We start from the raw sequence: 21,363 nt of genomic DNA, 5'->3' as shown, positions 1-21,363 counted from the left end.
TGGGCATCGATTCTCATCGAGGCGCGGGGCGACAACCCCAACTCAGACGCCGGATAGATGAAAGCAAGCCAAACACGACATCAACAACAGTATTGCAGAAAAGGGGGTAACCATAGATGTGGGAGCGGGCTTGCTCGCGAATGCGGTATGACATTCACCGAAAATGTCGACTGATACACCGCCTTCGCGAGCAAGCCCGCTCCCACAGGTTTGTGGCGAACCGCTGATCACCTATGCCCCTGATAGCTGGAGTCAACACCGACAACCCCCTAGAATCGCCGCCACGATTAAAGGAGACGACTTCATGCTGATGGTGATTTCACCCGCCAAGACCCTCGACTATGAAACACCGCCGGCGACCCAGCGCTTCACCCAGCCGCAGTACCTCGACCATTCCCAGGAGTTGATCCTGCAATTGCGCGAGCTGACGCCCGCACAAATCAGCGAGTTGATGCACGTCTCCGACAAGATCGGCGGGCTCAACGCCGCGCGTTTCGGCAGCTGGACGCCTGCGTTCACCCCGGAAAACGCCAAGCAGGCGCTGCTGGCCTTCAAGGGCGATGTGTACACCGGCATGAATGCGCAAACCCTCAGCGAAGCCGATTTCGATTACGCCCAAAAACACCTGCGCATGCTCTCGGGCCTCTATGGCCTGCTGCGCCCGCTGGACCTGATGCAACCCTACCGCCTGGAAATGGGCACCAAACTGGCCAACGCCCGGGGCAAGGATTTGTATGCCTTCTGGGGCACGCGCATCAGCGAATGGCTGAACGAAGCCCTGGTCGATCAAGGCGATGACGTGCTGCTCAACCTGGCGTCCAACGAGTACTTCTCGGCGGTCAAGCGCAACGCCTTGAACGCGCGCATCATCAATACCGAATTCAAGGACCTGAAGAACGGCCAGTACAAGATCATCAGCTTCTACGCGAAAAAGGCCCGCGGCCTGATGAGCCGCTTCGTCATCGAAGAACGCATCAACGACCCGGCCACCCTCAAGCAGTTCGACGTTCAAGGCTATCGCTACAGCGCCGAACAATCCAAACCGGACAATCTGGTGTTTCTGCGCGATCACGCACCAGAGTGATGCATCCGGTCGGCGCACGACCTCCACAACCCTCGTGCGCCGACCCTAGATTCACTTCAGCCTTCCCCGCCTTTTCGCCATATTTATGGCGCCAAAAATTCATCACCAAATTTTCTAACTTTAGTTTCACTCGACTTCGAACATTTTTTTGCGTAGTGGCACTGACTTTTTTTTAACAGTAGTGGCAAAAAAATATCCCGCCCAATGATCCGCCTATATATAAAGGGCGAAACGGCAAGTGCTATCAATTTGAGAGCAGTGCCATCTTTCTCAATATTTCAAGAAATTTCAGATTTGACGATGAGCGGACTGGAACTATGTCCAAACGCGCCGCTCATACCACCGGTAACGATTCTCGCCGAGCGTGTACGAGATAACTTACGCCGATAAGCGATTCATGTAGCGAAGTTGTAACACTCACCTGATCGCTGATTTGGACAACACCAGACTGACAGGAGATAACGCAATATGACTATCCCCTACAAGGCCACGACAGCGCCCCTATAAACGTGCTCACCCGAGCACCCAACCGCTTGATCCACGGGCTTTCGGCCTGACATCAAGCGTGCAAGGCCGTTGCACCTGCATCTTTCTGAAAGGAGGATCGGCTGCATAACAGGGCAAATCATAACAACAAGGCCTAGTTGCGCACACCTTGAGTGCATTTATTTAGACACTCGTAACTTATATGCCAGCACACGGCATTGTTGCGCCTGTAAGGCGCACTTGCGAGTGCACTAAAACACGCTGAACACCATTAACTCCGGCCATCTAATGGCCTGATCAATACAGAGGTAATTGCGATGCGCATCAGCATTTTTGGTTTGGGTTACGTCGGCGCAGTATGTGCCGGTTGCCTGTCTGCACGGGGCCATGACGTCGTTGGCGTCGATGTGGCCAAAGACAAGATCGATATGATCAATGCCGGCAAATCGCCGATCGTTGAACCAGGCCTGGGCGAACTTCTGGCACAGGGCATCCAGACCGGTCGTCTGCGTGGCACCACCAACTTCGCCGAGGCGATTCGCGACACCGACCTGTCGATGATCTGCGTGGGCACGCCGAGCAAGAAGAACGGCGATCTGGAACTGAACTACATCGAGGCAGTGTGCCGCGAAATCGGTTTTGTCCTGCGTGACAAGACCACCCGCCACACCATCGTCGTGCGCAGCACCGTGCTGCCGGGTACCGTGGCCAACGTAGTCATCCCGATTCTCGAAGACTGCTCCGGCAAGAAGGCCGGCGTTGATTTCGGCGTGGCCGTGAACCCTGAGTTCCTGCGCGAAAGCACCGCGATCGCCGACTACGACCAGCCGCCAATGACCGTCATCGGCGAATTCGACAAGGCTTCCGGCGACGTTCTGCAATCGCTGTACGAAGAGCTCGACGCACCGATCATCCGCAAGGACATCGCGGTCGCCGAGATGATCAAGTACACCTGCAACGTGTGGCACGCCACCAAGGTCACCTTCGCCAACGAAATCGGCAACATCGCCAAGGCGGTCGGCGTCGACGGTCGCGAAGTGATGGACGTGGTCTGCCAGGACAAGACCCTCAACCTGTCCCAGTACTACATGCGCCCAGGCTTCGCTTTCGGCGGCTCGTGCCTGCCAAAAGACGTGCGTGCCCTGACCTATCGCGCCGGTTCCCTGGACGTGGAAGCGCCGTTGCTCAACTCGCTGATGCGCAGCAACGAATCCCAGGTGCAGAACGCTTTCGATATCGTTTCCAGCCACGACAAACGCAAAGTCGCCCTGCTGGGCTTGAGCTTCAAGGCCGGCACCGACGACCTGCGCGAAAGCCCGCTGGTCGACCTGGCGGAAATGCTGATCGGCAAGGGTTACGACCTGAGCATCTACGACAGCAACGTCGAGTACGCCCGCGTTCACGGTGCGAACAAGGACTACATCGAGTCGAAGATCCCTCACGTCTCGTCCTTGCTCAACTCCGATTTCGACGCGGTGATCAACAACTCCGACGTGATCATCCTCGGCAACCGTGACGAGAAATTCCGCGCCCTGGTGCAGGACGTTCCACACGGCAAGCAGGTGATCGACCTGGTTGGTTTCATGTCCAAGGCCACCAGCACGAATAGCCGGGCCGAAGGTATCTGCTGGTAAAGCAGCCGCAAGCTTCAAGCTCCAAGCCGCAAGTTCAAAGCTCCTCGCTTGGGGCTTGAAGCTTGGGGCTTGCAACTGACTTTAGGATTCCGATTATGCACAGGCTAAAGCACGGCCTACTCCAGGCCGCCGGTTGGCTGTTCTACCTGAGTTTACTGATGGGCCTCGCCATGGCGTTGCCCGTGTCCACGTTCGACTCCGAGTCGAAGGACTTCATTTTCCTGATCGGTATCGTCGGTATCTGGCGCTACTCGATGGGTGCCACGCACTTTGTGCGCGGCATGATTTTTCTGTACATCGTCTACCCGTACCTGCGGCGCAAAGTGCGCAAGCTGGGCAAAGCGGCTGACCCGTCCCACGTGTTCCTGATGGTCACCAGCTTCCGCATCGATGCCCTGACCACCGCGCAGGTCTACAGCTCGGTGATCCGCGAAGCCATCGACTGTGGCCTGCCGACCACCGTGGTCTGCTCCATCGTGGAAATGTCCGATGAGCTGCTGGTCAAAAGCCTGTGGAACCGGATGAACCCGCCGTCCCGGGTCAAGCTCGACTTCGTGCGCATTCCCGGCACCGGCAAGCGCGATGGCCTGGCCTACGGCTTCCGCGCCATCTCCCGACACCTGCCGGATGACCGCGCCGTGGTGGCCGTGATCGATGGCGACACCGTGCTCGGCGAAGGCGTGGTGCGCAAGACCGTGCCGTGGTTCCAGCTGTTCGGCAACGTCGGCGGCCTGACCACCAACGAGTTCTGCGAAGTGCGCGGCGGCTACATCATGAGCGAATGGCACAAGCTGCGTTTCGCCCAGCGTCACATCAACATGTGCTCGATGGCTCTGTCCAAGCGCGTGCTGACCATGACCGGGCGGATGTCGGTGTTCCGTGCCACCGTGGTCACCAACCCGGAATTCATCGCCGACGTGGAAAGCGACTCGCTGCAACACTGGCGCCTGGGTCGTTTCAAGTTCCTTACCGGCGACGACAAGTCGAGCTGGTTCAGCCTGATGCGCCTGGGCTACGACACCTTCTACGTGCCCGACGCCGCGATCAACACCGTGGAGCATCCGCCGGAAAAGAGCTTCATCAAGGCCAGTCGCAAGCTGATGTTCCGCTGGTACGGCAACAACCTGCGGCAGAACTCCCGCGCCTTGGGCCTGGGAATCAAACGCCTCGGTGCGTTCACTTCGGTGGTGCTGTTCGACCAGCGCGTGTCGATGTGGACCTCGCTGCTGGGCCTGACCGTGGCGCTGATCGCCAGCTTCAAGTACGGCACCGCGTTCATCCTGGTGTACCTGCTGTGGATCGGCATCACCCGGTTCATCCTGACCTTGTTGCTGTCGTGCTCCGGACACCGGATCGGCCCGGCCTACCCGGCGATTCTCTATTACAACCAGATCGTCGGCGCGCTGGTGAAGATCTACGTGTTCTTCCGCCTCGACCAACAGTCCTGGACTCGCCAACCCACGTCTCTGACCCGTGATCTCGCCAGCTTTCAACGTTGGTTCAACACCTGGTCGTCTCGGACCATGACCTTCTCTGCCGGCAGCATTTTTGTCGCCGTGCTGCTGTTGATGGTCTGACCGAACTCGCCTGAATTAACTAGGAAAACGCCCCCTATGAATACCGCCGTCAACGCCAACGTAGTGCATGAATCCGAAGCCCAGCGCCAACACGCCCGAGTGAAAATCCCGGCCAAGTTGCGTTTCTTCGGCCCTGACCGGACGCCGGTCGAAGCCCGGGTGATCGACCTGTCCGCCGGTGGCCTGGCGTTCAACGCCGGTCAATTGCCACTGAAGATCGGTGACGTGTACAAGGCCCGCCTGCAATTCCTCATCGACAACCTCGGCCTGGCCATGGACGTCGAGTTGCAGGTCCGCTCCTTCGACCGCGAGACTGGACGCGCCGGCTGCCAGTTCCAGAACCTGGAACCACGGGACATCTCGACCCTGCGCCACCTGATCACTTCGCACCTGGCTGGCGACATCGTCAGCGTGGGTGAAATGCTGGCGACCCTGCAGCGCGACAACTTCACCAAGGCGCGCAAGATGAAGGACGGCGGCCACGGCATGACCGCGTTCGGCCGCATGAAAGCCGTGACCTTCAGCCTGGGGGTCTTCGTTGTCGGCGTGGCTGCATTCGGCTTTGTTTTCAAATCGGTGTACGGCATGTACTTCGTCAGCCACGCCCAGGCCGGTCTGGTCAGCGTGCCGGGCGTGAACATCACCATGCCCCGCGACGGCACCGTGCAGAGCCTGGTGAAAGCCGACGGCGTGGCCACCAAGGGCGCACCGCTGGCGACCTTCAGCACTAGCATGCTCGACGTGCTCAAGGGCCATCTGGACGAAGACCAACTGCAACCGGCCAAGGTTGCAGAACTGTTCGGCAAGCAGATGACCGGCACCCTGACCTCGCCTTGCGACTGCACCGTGGCCCAGCAAATGGTTGCCAACGGTCAGTACGCCAGCAAGGGCGACGTGATCTTCCAACTGGTCCCGCGGGGCAGCGAAGCCAATGTTGAAGCGCGCTTCTCCTATCGCCAGTTCGGCGACGTGCGCCCGGGTACTTCGGTGCGCTTCCAGATCGCCGGCGAGGACAAGAGCCGCACCGGCAAGATCGTCAGCAGCACTAGCCTGAAAAGCGCCGATCTGTCTTCGGACATCCGCGTGCTGATCCAGCCGGACGAATCCCTGGACAGCTCCCTCGCCGGCCGCCCGGTGGAAGTGAACAGCGACCGTGGCCCGAACCTGAACTGGCTGATCGACAAAGCCATGGCTGTCGGTCTTTAAGTCGAGGACATGCCTGTGACTATCACAAAAACTCAAAACACGCCGCAGCCCCTGTGGGAGCGGGCTTGCTCGCGAATGCGGTTTAATATTCAACATCAATGTGGGATGACACACCGCTTTCGCGAGCAAGCCCGCTCCCACATGGGGTCTCTGTGTGCAGTGGCATTGGCGGTGAGCCTGGCCGGTTGCGCCGGCCTGCCTGACCAGCGTCTGGCCAACGAAGCGCTCAAGCGCGGTGATACCACCACTGCCGCGGCGAACTACCGGCAACTGGCAGACCTGGGCTACAGCGAAGCGCAGGTCGGCCTGGCCGATATCCAGGTCGACAGCCGTGACCCGGCGCAGATGAAACAGGCCGAGGCGACTTACCGCGCCGCGGCCAGCGTTTCGCCGCGTGCCCAGGCACGCCTCGGTCGTCTGCTGGTGGCCAAGCCCGGTTCCACCGAAGCGGAACAACACGAAGCCGAAACCCTGTTGAAAAAAGCCGCTGCGGCAGGCGAAGGCAACACGCTGATCCCGTTGGCGATGCTGTACCTGCAATACCCGCACAGCTTCCCCAACGTGAACGCGCAGCAGCAGATCAGCCAATGGCGTGCCGAGAACAAACCGGAAGCAGGTCTGGCGCAGGTGCTGCTCTATCGCACCCAGGGCACCTACGACCAGCATCTGGATGACGTGGAAAAAATCTGCAAGGCCGCGCTCAACATCAGCGATATCTGCTACGTAGAACTGGCCACGGTCTATCAGAAACAGGCCAAGCCAGAGCAACAGGCCGAGCTGATCAAGCAGATGCAGGCGGCTCATGCCCAAGGCAGCGTTTCGGCGCAGCGCGTCGACAGCGTCGCCCGCGTGCTTGCCGATGCGTCCCTGGGCAAGACCGACGAGAAGACCGCACAGTCGCTGCTCGAACCGATCGCACCGGGCTACCCGGCGTCGTGGGTCACCCTGGCGCAATTGCTCTACGACTTCCCGGAACTGGGCGACGTCGACCAGATGATGAAGTACCTGGACAACGGTCGCGCCGCCGACCAGCCCCGCGCCGAGCTGTTGCTGGGCAAGCTCTACTTCGAAGGCAAGCTGGTACCGGCCGACGCCAAGGTCGCCGAAGCGCATTTCCAGAAAGCCGTCGGCCGTGAAGTCGCTGCCGATTACTACCTCGGCCAGATCTATCGCCGTGGCTATTTGGGCAAGGTCTATCCACAGAAGGCCCTCGACCATCTGTTGACCGCTGCGCGTAACGGCCAGAACAGCGCCGACTTCGCCATTGCCCAACTGTTTTCCCAAGGCAAGGGCACCAAGCCTGATCCGCTGAACGCCTACGTTTTCAGCCAACTGGCCCTGGCCCAGAACACTCCGCAAGCCACCGAGCTTGCGCAAACAATCCAAACGCAACTGCCGCCCGACCGGTTGGCTGAAGCCCAACGCCTGTTGAAACAAGAACAGGCCGTGCGCGGTGCCCTGAGCCCGAACACGCCGGAACTGCATGCCCTGCAAGAAGAAGATGGCGAGGAATCCCAATGAAGTTGAATCCATTCATGAAGGCCGGCATTGGCCTGACATTCGCGCTGATCTGGTCTTGCCCGACGCTTGCTGCGATGACTGAAGAAACCAAGAACTTCGGCCTGGACGTGAAAATCACCGGCCAGTCCGAAGACGACCGTGACCTCGGCACCGCCGACGGCGGCGACGTCAACGGCGTCGGCCTCGACCTGCGTCCGTGGGTCTACGGCGAAAGCGGCGCGTGGAGCGCCTACGCCATGGGTCAGGCGGTGACGTCCACCGACATCATCGAGACCGACACCCTGCAACAATCCGATGGCGCCGAGAACACCGATAACGGTGATCGCGAAACCAAGAAGAACTACCTGGCCATGCGTGAGTTCTGGGTCGGCTACAGCGGCTTCACGCCTTACCCCGGCGAGATCCTGAAGTTCGGTCGCCAGCGCCTGCGCAATGACGACGGCCAATGGCGCGACACCAACATCGAAGCCCTGAACTGGACCTTCGATACCACCCTGCTGCGCGCCAACGTCGGTATCGCCGAACGCTTCAGCGAGTACCGCACCGACCTCAAGGAACTCGCGCCAGAGGATAAGGATCGCCTGCACGCTTACGCCGATGCTGCGTACCAGTGGACACCGGGCAACTGGGTCGGCATTCGCGGCCACCACACCCACGACGACGGCAAACTCGACTACCCACAACCGGGCGTGCCGAGCGATTCGCTGGACAAGAAACAGAACGGCGACATCAGCTGGCTCGGCCTCACCGCCGACAGTGACGCCTACAACTGGCGCAACACCAACACCGTCAACTACTGGGGCAGCATCACCGGCATGAGCGGCGACCGCGACACGGTCAACCCGCTGAACGCCGATGGCACCGCTCCCGCACAAGCCAAGCGCAGCGGCGATGTCGATGGCTGGGCCACCGACCTGGGTGTTCGCCTGCGCCTCGATCCACAATGGCAAGTCGGTGCGGCCTACGCCCGCGCCAGCGAAGACTATGAACAGAACGGCCTGGAAAGTAACCGCTCGAACTACACCGGTACCCGCTCGCGCGTGCACCGTTTCGGCGAGGCCTTCCGTGGCGAAATGAACAACCTGCAGAGCGCCACCCTGTTCGGTTCGTGGATGCTCAACGACGAATACGACGCCAGCCTGATCTACCACAAATTCTGGCGCGTCGACGGCAACAAGCCGGTCGGCAGCAACGGCATCGACGCCGTGCAGAACAACACCGACGACGTGACCGGTGCGATCCTCTCCAGCACTTCCTTGCCACTGAACGATGGCGAGAAAGACCTCGGTCAGGAAATGGACCTGGTGGTCACCAAGTACTTCAAGCAAGGCTTGTTGCCGGCGTCGATGAGTCAGGCGATCGATGAGCCTTCGGCCCTGGTGCGCTTGCGTGGCGGCGTGTTCAAGCCGGGCGATGCGTACGGCAAGGAAGTCGATTCGTACATGCACCGCGCGTTCGTAGACGTGATCTGGCGCTTCTGATGCAAACCGCGAAGGGAGTCTCCCAGATGAATCATCCAGCCCGAAAAGGCTCGATCAGCCTGTTGGCCGGCGCGATGCTGCTGGCCAGTGCGACTGGCTTCGCCAATGTAGAGCCGGCCAATGTGGAACCGGCGAAGCCGGCAACCGTGGCCAAGGAACTGCAACAGGCCAAGACCTATACCGTCAGCAGCGCACCGACCGCGCCGCTGGAACTGGCCAAGCCGAAACTGCCGGACGTTTCCGGCTACACAGCCGAGGCTATCGCCGCGAAAATCGTGCGCAGCAAGGCCGGCAAGATCAGCGTGCGCCGGATGATGCAGGAAGACGCCCTCAAGGACTTCATCGGTGGCGACAACAAGATGGCCGAGTGGGTGGTGCGTCAGCACGGCATCCCCCAGGCGATCTTCGTCGACGACGGCTACATGAACCTCAAGGATCTGGCGAAGAAGCTGCCCAAGCAGTACTTCAGCGAAACCTCGCCAGGTGTGTTCCTCTCCCGGTTGCCGATCGTGGTCGGTCGTCACGGCATCCTGGAAATCGACAAGCAGACCCAGGAACTGCGCCTGTCCCAGGAGGCCGGTGCGTTCCTGGTCAACGACGGCCAGCTGTTCGTTCGCGATACCAAAATCACTGGCTGGCGCGAGAAGGACAACGGCCCGGCGACGTTCACTTCGCCCAAGGAATTCCGTCCGTTCCTGCTGTCCTGGGGCGGCACCGAGACCTACATCGCCAACAGCAAGATCGCCAGCTTCGGCTACGCCAACAGTAAGTCCTACGGCGTGAGTATTTCCCAGTACACGCCGAACATGGCCAAGGTGCTCAAGCGTCCTGAGCCGACCGGCTGGATCGTCGGCTCCGAATTCTCGGACATGTGGTACGGCTTCTACTGCTATGAAACCCGCGACTTCGTGGTCAAGGGCAACACCTACAAAGACAACATCGTCTACGGCATCGACCCACACGACCGTTCCCACGGTCTGATCATTGCCGACAACACGGTGTTTGGTACGAAGAAGAAGCACGGGATCATTATTTCCCGTGAGGTCAACGACAGCTTCATCTTCAACAACCGCAGCTACGACAACAAGTTGTCGGGCCTGGTGATCGACCGTAACAGCGTCAACAACCTGATCGCCCACAACGAGATCTACCAGAACCACACCGACGGCATCACCCTCTACGAGAGTGCCGACAACCTGCTGTGGGGCAACAAAGTCGTCAGCAACCGCCGCCACGGCATCCGCATTCGTAACAGCGTGAACATTCGCCTGTACGAAAACGTTTCCATGGCCAACGGCCTGACCGGTGTCTACGGGCACATCAAGGACCTGAGCAACACCGACCGTGACATCAAGCTCGACCCGTTCGACGCCCAGGTGTCGCTGATCGTGGTCGGCGGTGAGCTGGCGGCCAACGGCAGTGGCCCGCTGTCCATCGACTCGCCGCTGAGTGTCGAGTTGTATCGCGTGTCCATGCTCGCACCGACCAAATCCAGCGGCATCAGCTTCACCGGCATTCTTGGCGAGCGCCAGGATGAAATTCTCGACCTGCTGGTGCGCCAGCAGAAAGCCGTGCTGATCGACCCCGTCGAACGCCAGACCGAAATGCGGGACTGAGGATAATCTTATGCACCCACACTTGATCAAATTACTCAGCCTGTCGGCCCTGACCGCCGGCATTCTCGCGGCCAGCGGTGGCGCGCGTGCCGATGCAGTCCAGGCTCCAAAATTCACCGCCGAACCGTGCTGCAGCCTGTGCCCGGCCGCCCACGACGCGAAGAACTACACCACCCGTTATCAGCAGAACTTCACCACGCTGGTACAGGCTCAAGGCGACTGGCTGTTCCGTACGCAAGAAGACTTGCGCACCGAATTCGACACCACGCCCGCCGGCTACAAACGCATGAAACAACTGCACGATGCGTTCAAGAGTAAAGGTGTGGAACTGGTTGTCGTGTACCAGCCGACCCGTGGCCTGGTGAACCGCAACAAGCTCAACCCGGCGGAGAAAGCCAGCTTCGACTTCGACAAGGCGCTGAGGAACTACAAGTCCATGCTCGGTCGTTTCGCGCAGATGGGCTACGTCGTTCCGGACCTGTCGCCGCTGACCAACGAGTCGTTGCCCGACACCCTGCCCGCCCACGATTTCTACTTCCGTGGCGACCAGCACTGGACTCCGTATGGTGCCCAACGTACGGCGAAAATCGTCGCCGAGAAGGTCAAGCAATTGCCTGAATTCGCCGACATTCCCAAGCGCGAATTCGAGACCAAAAAGTCGGGTCGCATGGGCAAGACCGGAACATTGCACAACATGGCCGGTCAACTCTGTGGCACCAGCTACGCGATCCAGTACATGGATCAGTTCACCACCGAGCCGAAGGGCGAAGCGGGCGATGGCGATTTGTTCGGCGATTCCGGCAACCCGCAAATCACCCTCGTGGGTACTTCCCACAGCGGCAAGAACTACAACTTCTCCGGTTTCCTCGAAGAGGCCATCGGCGCCGACATTCTCAACGTGGCGTTCCCCGGCGGCGGCCTGGAAGGTTCGATGCTGCAGTACCTGGGCAGCGACGAGTTCCAGAAGAACCCGCCGAAGATTCTCATCTGGGAATTCTCGCCGCTGTACCGCCTCGACCAGGAAACCATCTACCGCCAGATGATGGCGCTGCTGGACAACGGTTGCGAAGGCAAGGATGCACAGATGTCCGGCAGCGCCACGCTCAAGCCGGGCAAAAACGAGTTGATGGTCAACAGCAAGAACATGGACCTGCGCAACGGCAGCCACCAGGTCGACATCCGTTTCGCCGACACTTCGGTGAAAACCCTGCAAGCCACCCTCTGGTACATGAACGGTCGCCACGAGGACATCAAGATCGACAAACCGGAAACCTCCGACACCGACGGGCGTTTCGCCTTCGAGTTGCGCACGGACGAAGACTGGGCCTCGCAGAACCTGCTGGCCGTTGAAGTCCAGGGCCCGGAACAAGCGGGTGCCGCGCCACAGAAAGTCGAAGCGAAAATCTGCAAACGCAACGTATTCCCGGGCGCTGAGCAACGTACCGCTTCAGCCGGGCAATGAGGTCTGCTATGCGAAATCCGAAACTGAAGCATCTGTTGGCACCGACGCTGTTGAGCCTGGCGATGTTTGCTGGCGCCACACAAGCGGCGGCGCCATTGCGTCCGCCACAGGGCTATTTTGCGCCGATCGAGAAAGTGAAAACCGGCGACAAGAGCGAAGGCTGCGATGCAATGCCGACGCCCTACACCGGCTCGTTGCAGTTTCGCAGCAAGTACGAAGGCTCGGACAAGGCCCGCGCGACCCTGAACGAGCAGTCGGAGAAAGCCTTCCGCGAAAGTACCGCCGACATCACCAAGATCGAGCGCGGCATCAGCAAGCACGTAATGCAGTTCATGCGTGACGGCCGCCCGGAACAGCTTGACTGTACGTTGAGTTGGCTGACGGCCTGGGCCCAGGCTGACGCGCTGATGTCCAAGGACTTCAACCACACCGGCAAGTCGATGCGTAAATGGGCGTTGGGCAGCATGGCGTCTTCATACATTCGCCTGAAGTTTTCCGACTCCCGTCCGCTGGCCAACCATCAGCAAGAGTCGCAGCTGATCGAAGCCTGGTTCAGCAAGATGGCCGACCAGGTGGTCAGCGACTGGGACAACCTGCCGCTCGAGCAAACCAACAACCACTCGTACTGGGCCGCCTGGTCGGTGATGGCCACCTCCATCGCCACCAACCGCCGCGACCTGTTCGACTGGGCCGTGAAGGAATACAAGGTCGGCGCCAACCAGGTCGATGCCGACGGTTATCTGCCCAACGAACTCAAGCGTGAACAACGGGCGCTGGCCTACCACAACTACGCCCTGCCGCCGCTGGCCATGATCGCCAGTTTCGCCCAGGTCAACGGCGTGGACTTGCGCAAGGAAAACAATGGCGCATTGAAACGCCTCGGTGATCGCGTGCTCGCCGGGGTGAAAGACCCGGATGAGTTCGAGGAAAAGAACGGCAAGGAACAGGACATGACCGACTTGAAGGTCGACTCGAAATTCGCCTGGCTCGAACCGTTCTGTTCGCTCTACACCTGCTCGCCGGATGTGCTGAAGAAGAAACATGACATGCAACCGTTCAAGACCTTCCGCCTCGGCGGCGACCTGACCAGGGTCTACGACCCGGCCAATGAAAAGGGCAGCAAGGGTTCCTAGGACAAACTCAGATCCCCTGTGGGAGCGGGCTTGCTCGCGAATGCGGTCTGACATCCACCAAAGATGTCGACTGGCGCACCGCTTTCGCGAGCAAGCCCGCTCCCACACTGGGTCAGTGCAAGACGTTAGTTATGTGTGATACCCCCCGGTTTTCCATGGGGGGTTTGGGGGGGCCGTTGGCCCTTGACTGTTGATTCAAACAAGGAGAGATCGGGATGGTTTTTTCGTCCAACGTGTTCCTGTTTTTGTTCTTGCCGATCTTTCTCGGCTTGTACTACCTGAGCGGGCAACGCTATCGCAATCTGCTGCTGCTGATTGCCAGTTACGTGTTCTACGCCTGGTGGCGTGTGGACTTCCTCGCGCTGTTCGCCGGCGTCACGCTGTGGAACTACTGGATCGGCCTGAAAGTCGGGGCCGCCGGGGTCAGGACCAAACCGGCGCAGCGCTGGCTGCTGCTCGGCGTGGCCGTCGACCTGTGCATCCTCGGCTACTTCAAGTACGCCAACTTCGGCGTCGACAGCATCAACGCAATGATGACGTCGGTGGGCCTGGAGCCGTTCATCCTGACCCACGTGCTGCTGCCGATCGGGATCTCGTTCTACGTCTTCGAGTCCATCAGCTACATCATCGACGTCTACCGTGGTGACACCCCGGCGACCCGCAACCTGATCGACTTCGCGGCGTTCGTGGCGATCTTCCCGCACTTGATCGCCGGCCCCGTGTTGCGTTTCCGCGACCTGGCCGACCAGTTCAATAACCGCACCCACACCCTCGACAAGTTCTCCGAGGGCTGCACGCGGTTCATGCAGGGTTTCATCAAGAAAGTCTTCATCGCCGATACCCTGGCGGTGGTGGCCGACCATTGCTTCGCCCTGCAAAACCCGACCACGGGCGATGCCTGGCTCGGCGCCCTGGCGTACACCGCGCAGCTGTATTTCGACTTCTCCGGTTACAGCGACATGGCCATCGGCCTGGGCCTGATGATGGGTTTCCGCTTCATGGAAAACTTCAAGCAGCCGTATGTCAGCCAGTCGATCACCGAGTTCTGGCGGCGCTGGCACATCAGCCTGTCGACCTGGCTGCGTGACTATCTGTACATCACCCTCGGCGGTAACCGCAAAGGCACGCTGATGACCTATCGCAACCTGTTCCTGACCATGCTGCTCGGTGGTCTGTGGCACGGCGCGAACATCACCTACATCGTCTGGGGTGCGTGGCACGGCATGTGGCTGGCGATTGAAAAAGCCATCGGCCTGAACACTTCTCCACGCAGCTTCAACCCGATCCGCTGGGTACTGACCTTCCTGCTGGTGGTGATGGGCTGGGTGATCTTCCGCGCGGAAAACCTGCACGTCGCCGGGCGCATGTACGGCGCGATGTTCAGCTTCAGCGACTGGTCGCTGTCAGAACTCAACCAGGCCAGCCTCACAGGCCTGCAAGTGGCAACGCTGATCGTGGCTTACGTGACCCTGGCGTTCTTCGGCCTGCGGGATTTCTACACCAATCAGCCTCCGGTCAAGACCAAGCCTGCCGTGAACGTCGATGCCGACGGCCCGGCCGCTGCGACACCGGGAACGATCAAGGCCGTGCCTGGGGATAACCCGGCAAGCATCCACCAGCCTGGCTACACCGTCGGCGTCGAAGCCCAGGTGCAACCGGCCTACTGGACCGCTGACTGGTCGCGTTACGTGATGCGCGCGCTGGTGCTGCTGCTGTTCATCGCCTCGATTCTCAAACTCTCGGCGCAAAGCTTCTCGCCGTTCCTTTACTTCCAGTTCTGAGGGATCTGACCATGACCCGCTCATTACGTATCTTCTACATCGCGCTGTTCCTGGTGACCCTGCTGGTGCTCGGCCTGTGGTCGGTGCGCAGCTTCTTCGGCTTCAGCACCAACGCCGATGCGACGGTGCTCAACGGTCGCTGGACCAAGGCCGTGGAAACGCACTACGACGACGAGTTCCCGATCAAGCGCCTGGGCACCAACCTCTGGGCCGCTCTGGATTTCAAACTGTTCAACGAAGGTCGTCCGGGCGTGGTGCTCGGTCGCGACCAGTGGTTGTACAGCGATGAAGAATTCCACCCGGTGGTCAACGAAGAGCTGAACCTGCAAGGCAACTACGCGCTGGTCGAAGGCGTGCGCCAGACCTTGAAGGAAAAAGGCGTGCAACTGGTGATGGCAGTGGTGCCGGCCAAGGTGCGCCTGTACCCGGAACACCTCGGTGAAGTGAAACCTTCGAGCATCCACGCCAACCTCTACAAGGACTTCCACCAGCGCCTGGCCGCCGACCGGATTCCGGCCCCTGACCTGCTCGGCCCGCTGCAACAGGCCAAGCAGGATGGCCAGCAAGTGTTCCTGCGCACCGACACCCACTGGACGCCGCAAGGCGCCGAGATCGCCGCCAACCGTCTGGCCAGGACCATTGCCGACAAGTACCCGCTGAGCGGCGAGCCGCAGCGTTTTGTCACTGAACCTGCGGAGACCATTACGCACAAGGGCGACCTGCGTCTGTTCCTGCCACTGGATCCGCTGTTCGAAAACCTGATGCCTAAACAGGAGCAATTGCAAAAGCGCAATACGGTCGCGGCGCAAGATCAGCCCGCCGGTGACGACGCGCTGTTCGCCAACACCGAAGTGCCAGTGGCCCTGATCGGCACCAGCTACAGCGCCAACCCCAGCTGGAATTTTGTGGGTGCGCTCAAGCAAGCGCTGAACAGCGACGTGGTCAATTACGCCGAAGACGGCCACGGCCCGATTCTGCCGATGCTCAGCTACCTCAAAAGCGATGCCTTCAAGAACAGCCCGCCACAGGTGCTGATCTGGGAGTTCCCTGAACGATATCTGCCTGTTAACAACGAAATCGGCGACGCCGACCCGCAGTGGGTCGCAGAGCTTAAACAAGCCGGCGCCCGCCAACAAAACGTAGCTGCAAACACTAAATCCGAGACGCCCGACCGGGCGCAAAACTGAAAGAGAGGTACACCATGACTTTCACTACAACTCCTCGTCGTCTCGCTAAAAGCTTTGCCCTGGTTGCCGGCCTCAGCGTGCTGTCGGTACAGGCTTTCGCCGCTGGCGACGCCGCCCTGTACGGCCCGGTCGCGCCGAAAGGCTCGACCTTCGTGCGCATCTACAACGCGAGCAATGCCGAAGTCAGCGCCACTGTTGGCAGTACCAACCTGAGCGACGTCGCGCCACTGGCGAGCAGTGATTTCAGCTTCATGCCGGGCGGCGACTACAGCGCCAAGGTCGGCAGCCAGAGCCTGCCGGTGAAACTGGCCGGCGACCACTATTACACCCTGGTCAACAACGCCAGCGGCGCACCGCAACTGATCGAAGAGCCGCCGTTCAAGAACAAGCAGAAGTCCCTGGTACGCGTGCAAAACCTCAGCGACAAGGCGCTGACCCTGAAGACCGCCGACGGCAAGACCGACGTAGTCCCGAACGTTGCGCCCAAGGGTCGCGGCGAGCGTGAAATCAACCCGGTGAAGGTCAGCCTGGCCTTGTACGACGGCACCACCAAAGTCGGCGACGTGAAACCGGTCGCCCTGGAACGCGGTGAAGCCGCGGTGCTGTACGTCACCGGCAGCGGCAGCAGCCTGTCGCCGGTCTGGGTTAAACGCCCGGTATCGACGCGCTAATGAATTTGCCGGATTGACCCCGATCCCCTTGTGGGAGCGGGCTTGCTCGCGAATACGGATTCACATTCAACGATGATGTTGACTGACCCACCGCTTTCGCGAGCAAGCCCGCTCCCACACTGGACCGAGGCGCCAATCCGGACACGAGACAAAAACAAGAGTGAAACGACAGAACGCAGTAGCTCTAACCAATCGATATTCAAGGAGTAACAACATGATTCCGGTGATCTTGTCAGGTGGTAGTGGCTCACGTCTTTGGCCGCTTTCCCGTAAACAATTCCCTAAGCAGTTCCTGGCCCTGACCGGCGAACACACCCTGTTCCAGCAAACCCTGGAACGCCTGGTGTTCGAAGGCATGGACTCGCCAATCGTGGTCTGCAACAAGGACCACCGCTTCATCGTCAACGAGCAATTGGCGGCGCGCAAGCTGGAGTCCCAGCGCATCCTGATGGAACCATTCGGCCGTAACACCGCGCCGGCCGTGGCCCTGACTGCGATGATGCTGGTCAGTGAAGGTCGCGACGAGCTGATGCTGGTGCTGCCGGCCGACCACGTGCTGGAAGACCAGAAAGCCCTGCAACGCGCCCTGGCCCTGGCCACTGTCGCCGCCGAAAACGGTGAAATGGTGCTGTTCGGCGTGCCGGCCACCAAGCCGGAAACCGGTTATGGCTACATCAAGTCGACCAACGACTCGCTGCTGCCTGAAGGCGTCAGCCGTGTCTCGCACTTCGTCGAAAAACCCGACGTGAAGCGCGCCACCGAGTTCGTCCAGTCCGGCGGTTACTTCTGGAACAGCGGCATGTTCCTGTTCCGCGCCAGCCGCTTCCTCGAAGAGCTGAAGAAGCACGATCCGGACATCTACGACACCTGCCTGCTGACCCTGGAACGCAGCCATCAGGATGCCGACACCATCACCTTCGACGAAGCCACCTTCGCCTGCTGCCCGGACAATTCCATCGACTACTCGGTGATGGAAAAAACCCAACGCGCCTGCGTCGTGCCGCTGACCGCGGGCTGGAGCGATGTCGGCTGCTGGTCGTCGCTGTGGGAAGTCAATGCAAAGGACGCCAACGGCAACGTCACCAAAGGCGACGTGGTGATCCAGGACAGCAAAAACTGCATGATCCACGGCAACGGCAAGCTGGTGTCGGTGATCGGCCTGGAAAACATCGTCGTGGTCGAAACCAAGGACGCCATGATGATCGCCCACAAGGACAAGGTCCAAGGCGTGAAACAGATGGTCAACACCCTCAACGAACAGGGCCGCACTGAAACCCAGAACCACTGTGAGGTCTACCGTCCGTGGGGCTCCTACGACTCGGTGGACATGGGCGGGCGTTTCCAGGTCAAGCACATCTCGGTCAAACCGGGCGCGTGCCTGTCGCTGCAGATGCACCACCACCGCGCCGAGCACTGGATCGTGGTCAGCGGCACCGCTGAGGTAACCTGTGATGAAAACGTGTTCCTGCTGACCGAGAACCAGTCGACCTACATTCCGATCGCTTCGGTACATCGCCTGCGTAACCCGGGGAAGATCCCGTTGGAGATCATCGAGGTGCAGTCGGGGAGCTATCTCGGTGAGGACGATATCGAGCGGTTTGAGGATATCTACGGGCGCTCGACGCCGGTTGAGCGTGGGGTTGCGGTGAAGACTATCGCGCAATGATCGACCGATAAAAACGCCCCCCTCACTCGGTTCACTGCGTTCCCTATCCGTAGTGAGTTGAGTGAGGGACCTTCTTCTGGTTGCTATGTCATCACCTGTCTCCCAGGCAGCAAAGCATTACTGGACACGCTTTTGGGGGTGTATCGACTCCACCCTGCCCGGTCCGTGCGCCAAGGCGCATCTACCAGCATATTGTTTCTATAAAACAAAACTTTATCTGCGAGCTTTTCACGATTTCTAAACAGATAACGCAATTCCGACGAAGTAGCAGACGGGCGTGTTTTCATCACGACTTGCTCCATGTCCAACCCGTCAAGGGTGAAATGAATAACATCAGTGCGCCCAGAATTCAGTATCGTTGACAACCCTGCCTTACTCGCTCGAGCAATAAGTTTTTGACCAAACTTGTCATCGGCATCGACATATTTTTCAAAGGTTTTTCGTACAGAGTAATGACCACTGGAAAGCTCATCCGCATAACTTTCTGAAAACTGTTTGTTGGCGGCGGTCGATGCCCGCCCCTCGTAACGCGCTTTTATATTTGCGTAATATTTTTCCTCCTTCCTGAAAACCAATGCTTCGACCGATGAATATTGCCCCTCCCAGAACCGATTGTTGATGCCTACTTTCGCCACCGGAGAGTACAAAGCCAACCTTCTGGTCGAATCTCGGATTGAGCTATAGCTATGGCGTAATGGATCCAGGTCTTTTTCCAAGCGGGCGATATCATCTCCGTTTAAATACTTCGCCAGATAATCACCACGACCGGTCAGCGCTGCCCACCAACTCAGGTATCCCTGATCCAGTACTTTCGCCAAACCAAAAATCAGATCACCCTGCTCAGGTTTATAAAATTTACTAAAGTCACTTTGTCTTCCGTCGTCATCCTTAAAACTGACTGGATTGTTTTGGACCATGCAGTAAAAATTCAAACCATCAACATCCCCCGCCGGATCCGGATTCAACCACCGCTGCCACCCCGCCACGTAATACCTGAACCCGTAGTAATACAGCCCCGTCGCATCCCGTTCCTTCCCCGAATAACGCACCGTCCGGTAACTCGCCTCCACCTCCCCGCGCCCGGCGAACCACGCGGTGGTGCCAAACGGGTGATAACGCTCCTGGCTGATCACTTCACCGGCGTCGTCGAGTTCCAGGGTGCAGGAACCCAGATGGTCATTCAGATGGTAGCGATACTGGTCATTGGCGCTGTCCTTCGGCGGCGCCGATTCCCAGTGCAACACCCGCACACTGCTGCGCCCGGTCTGCACGTTGATCACCTGCAACACTTCGCCCGTGCCACTGTGGTTACGCAGCTCCAGGTTCGGCAGATAGCGGGTTTCGGCGATCAGTGTCCGGGCATTGATGTGGGCCTCGTGGACTTTGCGCAGGCGCATCCCGTCGGCGCCGTAGACATAATGTTCACGGTCGTTGAGACCCGAATCGCGTACCACCGGCCGTACTTCACCCAACTGGTTGCGCAGGTCCCATGCCAAGGTCTGCCCCGGTTGCAGGTTGAGCAGGTTGCCGTTGCCGTCGAAGCCTCGGCGGAAGTCCTCTTCATCCGGTTCCACGCCTTCCAGCACCGGCAGGCAACGGTTGCTGTGTGTCGCCGCGACCAGTCGATGGCCATGACTTTGCGGACCTTCGTGGGTCAGTTCCAGCAGATTACTGCCCGCGTCGTAGCGGTAGGTCTGGCGGTAATTGGCGCGGGGCGCGGGGTCGTCGAGAGTGGAAAACTGCGGCCCTTTGTTGGCGCCTCCTGCTTCCCAGCCGGTGGCTTCGATCAATTGCGACAGGCTGTCGTAGACGTAGCGATTGACTGGTTCAATGCGCTGGTTGGCGAAGTAGCGAATCGGCTGCGCGGCATCCTCGGTGCTCAGCACATTGCCTACCGGATCGTAGGCGTAGCGCAGGTCTTGCCGGGATTCGTTGCCGCGTTGCGCCAGGAGGCGAGTCAGTCGGCCATTTTGAGCGTCGTACTCCAGCGTGGTGATCACGCCATTGCAGGCGACCTCCCGTTCGGTCTGGCCATGGGCGTTGTAGGTGATGGCGCTGACCAGCGTTTTCGGAGTGGATGCGCCGTTGAGTTGCAGGCTGACCGCGCGCAATTGGCCGTCGAGGGTCTGGCTGAATAACTGACGGTGACCCTTGGCATCGGTTTGATTGATCGTTTCACCCAATGCGTTGATGTGCGATCGGGTGATCGCACCCTCATCCGGTTCCAGCAGCAACTCACGCTCCGCTACCGGCTCGGGCCAGTCCGGTAATGACAACGCTTGCAGAAAATGCCGCGCCTGCGCCAATGCCGCGCCGTGCAAGCCGAACTCGGTAAACCGCTGCGTGCCCGCCGGGTCATCATGGCGAATCAGTTGGCCGCATTGGTTGTGCTCGGCAAAAGTCGGACCGCTCGCGCCGTAACTCAAGCGCTCCGTGCAGAACGCGTCGCCGTCCAGCGCCTGCTCGAACACCGCTAGCGGACGTTGCTGGGTGTCGTATTGCACCCAACGCTCAGAACCACGGCCATCCCAGTGATGGAGCGGTTGCCCCGCCTCACCCGACAGCGCCACACGCCACCCGGCATCGACGCTGCTGGTACTCAACACCGCACCAGACAAGGCGTAAATCGTTTGCAGATTGGCCGGTGCCGAAGCGTCCAGAAACAACCGCGGGTCCCACTGCGCAGTCGCGCGCCCTGCCCAATCATGGACGGTGTGATTGGTCCGTGGTGCTGCTGCATTTTTTTCTTCGGCGCAGTAGTAATCCACTGAGCGTACTACCAAGCCATTCGGGTCAGTGGCAATTAGCTTAGGGGTGAAACGGTCAATCGTGGGCATGGACGACTGCATATTGATCTC

General features: G+C 59.7%; 14 protein-coding genes. 13 read left to right on the top strand and 1 reads right to left on the bottom strand.

Going from position 1 to position 21,363, the window contains the following annotated elements:
* The first annotated feature begins 304 nt into the window (after positions 1–304).
* From yaaA to KGB28_RS21400, 13 genes are all read left to right on the top strand, one after another.
* Positions 305–1,084, top strand: a complete 780-nt coding sequence (yaaA, locus tag KGB28_RS21465; protein WP_057713390.1) for a peroxide stress protein YaaA — start codon at positions 305–307, stop codon at positions 1,082–1,084.
* Between the two features lie 803 nt (positions 1,085–1,887).
* Entirely contained in the window at positions 1,888–3,204 is a 1,317-nt protein-coding gene (locus KGB28_RS21460) for a nucleotide sugar dehydrogenase (RefSeq protein ID WP_046041959.1), read from the top strand.
* Positions 3,205–3,299: 95 nt separating this feature from the next.
* Entirely contained in the window at positions 3,300–4,781 is a 1,482-nt protein-coding gene (gene alg8, locus KGB28_RS21455; protein WP_150726835.1) for a mannuronan synthase, read from the top strand.
* A 36-nt stretch (positions 4,782–4,817) separates the two neighbouring features.
* Positions 4,818–5,987 (top strand): alginate biosynthesis protein Alg44, encoded by a 1,170-nt coding sequence (locus KGB28_RS21450; RefSeq protein ID WP_223447783.1) that lies wholly within the window; start codon positions 4,818–4,820, stop codon positions 5,985–5,987.
* Between the two features lie 9 nt (positions 5,988–5,996).
* Positions 5,997–7,508, top strand: a complete 1,512-nt coding sequence (gene algK, locus KGB28_RS21445; protein ID WP_411740595.1) for an alginate biosynthesis TPR repeat lipoprotein AlgK — start codon at positions 5,997–5,999, stop codon at positions 7,506–7,508.
* Positions 7,505–8,989 carry an alginate export family protein gene (locus KGB28_RS21440; RefSeq protein ID WP_223447781.1) on the top strand — a complete coding sequence of 495 codons (1,485 nt, stop codon included), beginning with the start codon at positions 7,505–7,507 and terminating at the stop codon, positions 8,987–8,989. Before algK ends, KGB28_RS21440 begins: the two co-directional genes overlap by 4 nt.
* 26 nt (positions 8,990–9,015) lie before the next feature.
* Positions 9,016–10,605: a mannuronan 5-epimerase AlgG gene (algG, locus tag KGB28_RS21435; RefSeq protein ID WP_223447780.1), complete on the top strand. Its 1,590-nt coding sequence runs from the start codon at positions 9,016–9,018 to the stop codon at positions 10,603–10,605.
* A gap of 10 nt (positions 10,606–10,615) precedes the next feature.
* Positions 10,616–12,067 (top strand): alginate O-acetyltransferase, encoded by a 1,452-nt coding sequence (locus KGB28_RS21430; RefSeq protein ID WP_223447779.1) that lies wholly within the window; start codon positions 10,616–10,618, stop codon positions 12,065–12,067.
* Positions 12,068–12,075: 8 nt separating this feature from the next.
* A complete protein-coding gene (locus tag KGB28_RS21425) occupies positions 12,076–13,200 on the top strand; it encodes a mannuronate-specific alginate lyase (RefSeq protein WP_223447778.1) in 1,125 nt (374 codons plus the stop codon).
* A 215-nt stretch (positions 13,201–13,415) separates the two neighbouring features.
* Positions 13,416–14,981, top strand: coding sequence for an MBOAT family O-acyltransferase (locus KGB28_RS21420; RefSeq protein WP_223447777.1), 1,566 nt, complete (start codon positions 13,416–13,418; stop codon positions 14,979–14,981).
* Between the two features lie 11 nt (positions 14,982–14,992).
* Positions 14,993–16,168: an alginate O-acetyltransferase gene (locus KGB28_RS21415; RefSeq protein ID WP_223447776.1), complete on the top strand. Its 1,176-nt coding sequence runs from the start codon at positions 14,993–14,995 to the stop codon at positions 16,166–16,168.
* A 14-nt stretch (positions 16,169–16,182) separates the two neighbouring features.
* Positions 16,183–16,839 (top strand): alginate O-acetyltransferase AlgF, encoded by a 657-nt coding sequence (locus tag KGB28_RS21410; protein ID WP_150726844.1) that lies wholly within the window; start codon positions 16,183–16,185, stop codon positions 16,837–16,839.
* 214 nt (positions 16,840–17,053) lie between these two features.
* Positions 17,054–18,505: a mannose-1-phosphate guanylyltransferase/mannose-6-phosphate isomerase gene (locus tag KGB28_RS21400; protein WP_223447775.1), complete on the top strand. Its 1,452-nt coding sequence runs from the start codon at positions 17,054–17,056 to the stop codon at positions 18,503–18,505.
* A gap of 83 nt (positions 18,506–18,588) precedes the next feature.
* Here the strand turns inward: KGB28_RS21400 and KGB28_RS21395 are convergent, their stop codons facing one another.
* Complete coding sequence (locus KGB28_RS21395) at positions 18,589–21,354, bottom strand: RHS repeat-associated core domain-containing protein (RefSeq protein WP_223447774.1); 2,766 nt, start codon at positions 21,352–21,354, stop codon at positions 18,589–18,591.
* Positions 21,355–21,363: the final 9 nt, after the last annotated feature.

The organism is Pseudomonas sp. BF-R-19, from assembly GCF_019956445.1.
GTDB classification, from domain to species: domain Bacteria; phylum Pseudomonadota; class Gammaproteobacteria; order Pseudomonadales; family Pseudomonadaceae; genus Aquipseudomonas; species Aquipseudomonas fluorescens_BH.
Note: the sequence above shows the minus strand (reverse complement) of the source record. Positions and strands in the feature narration are given on the sequence as shown.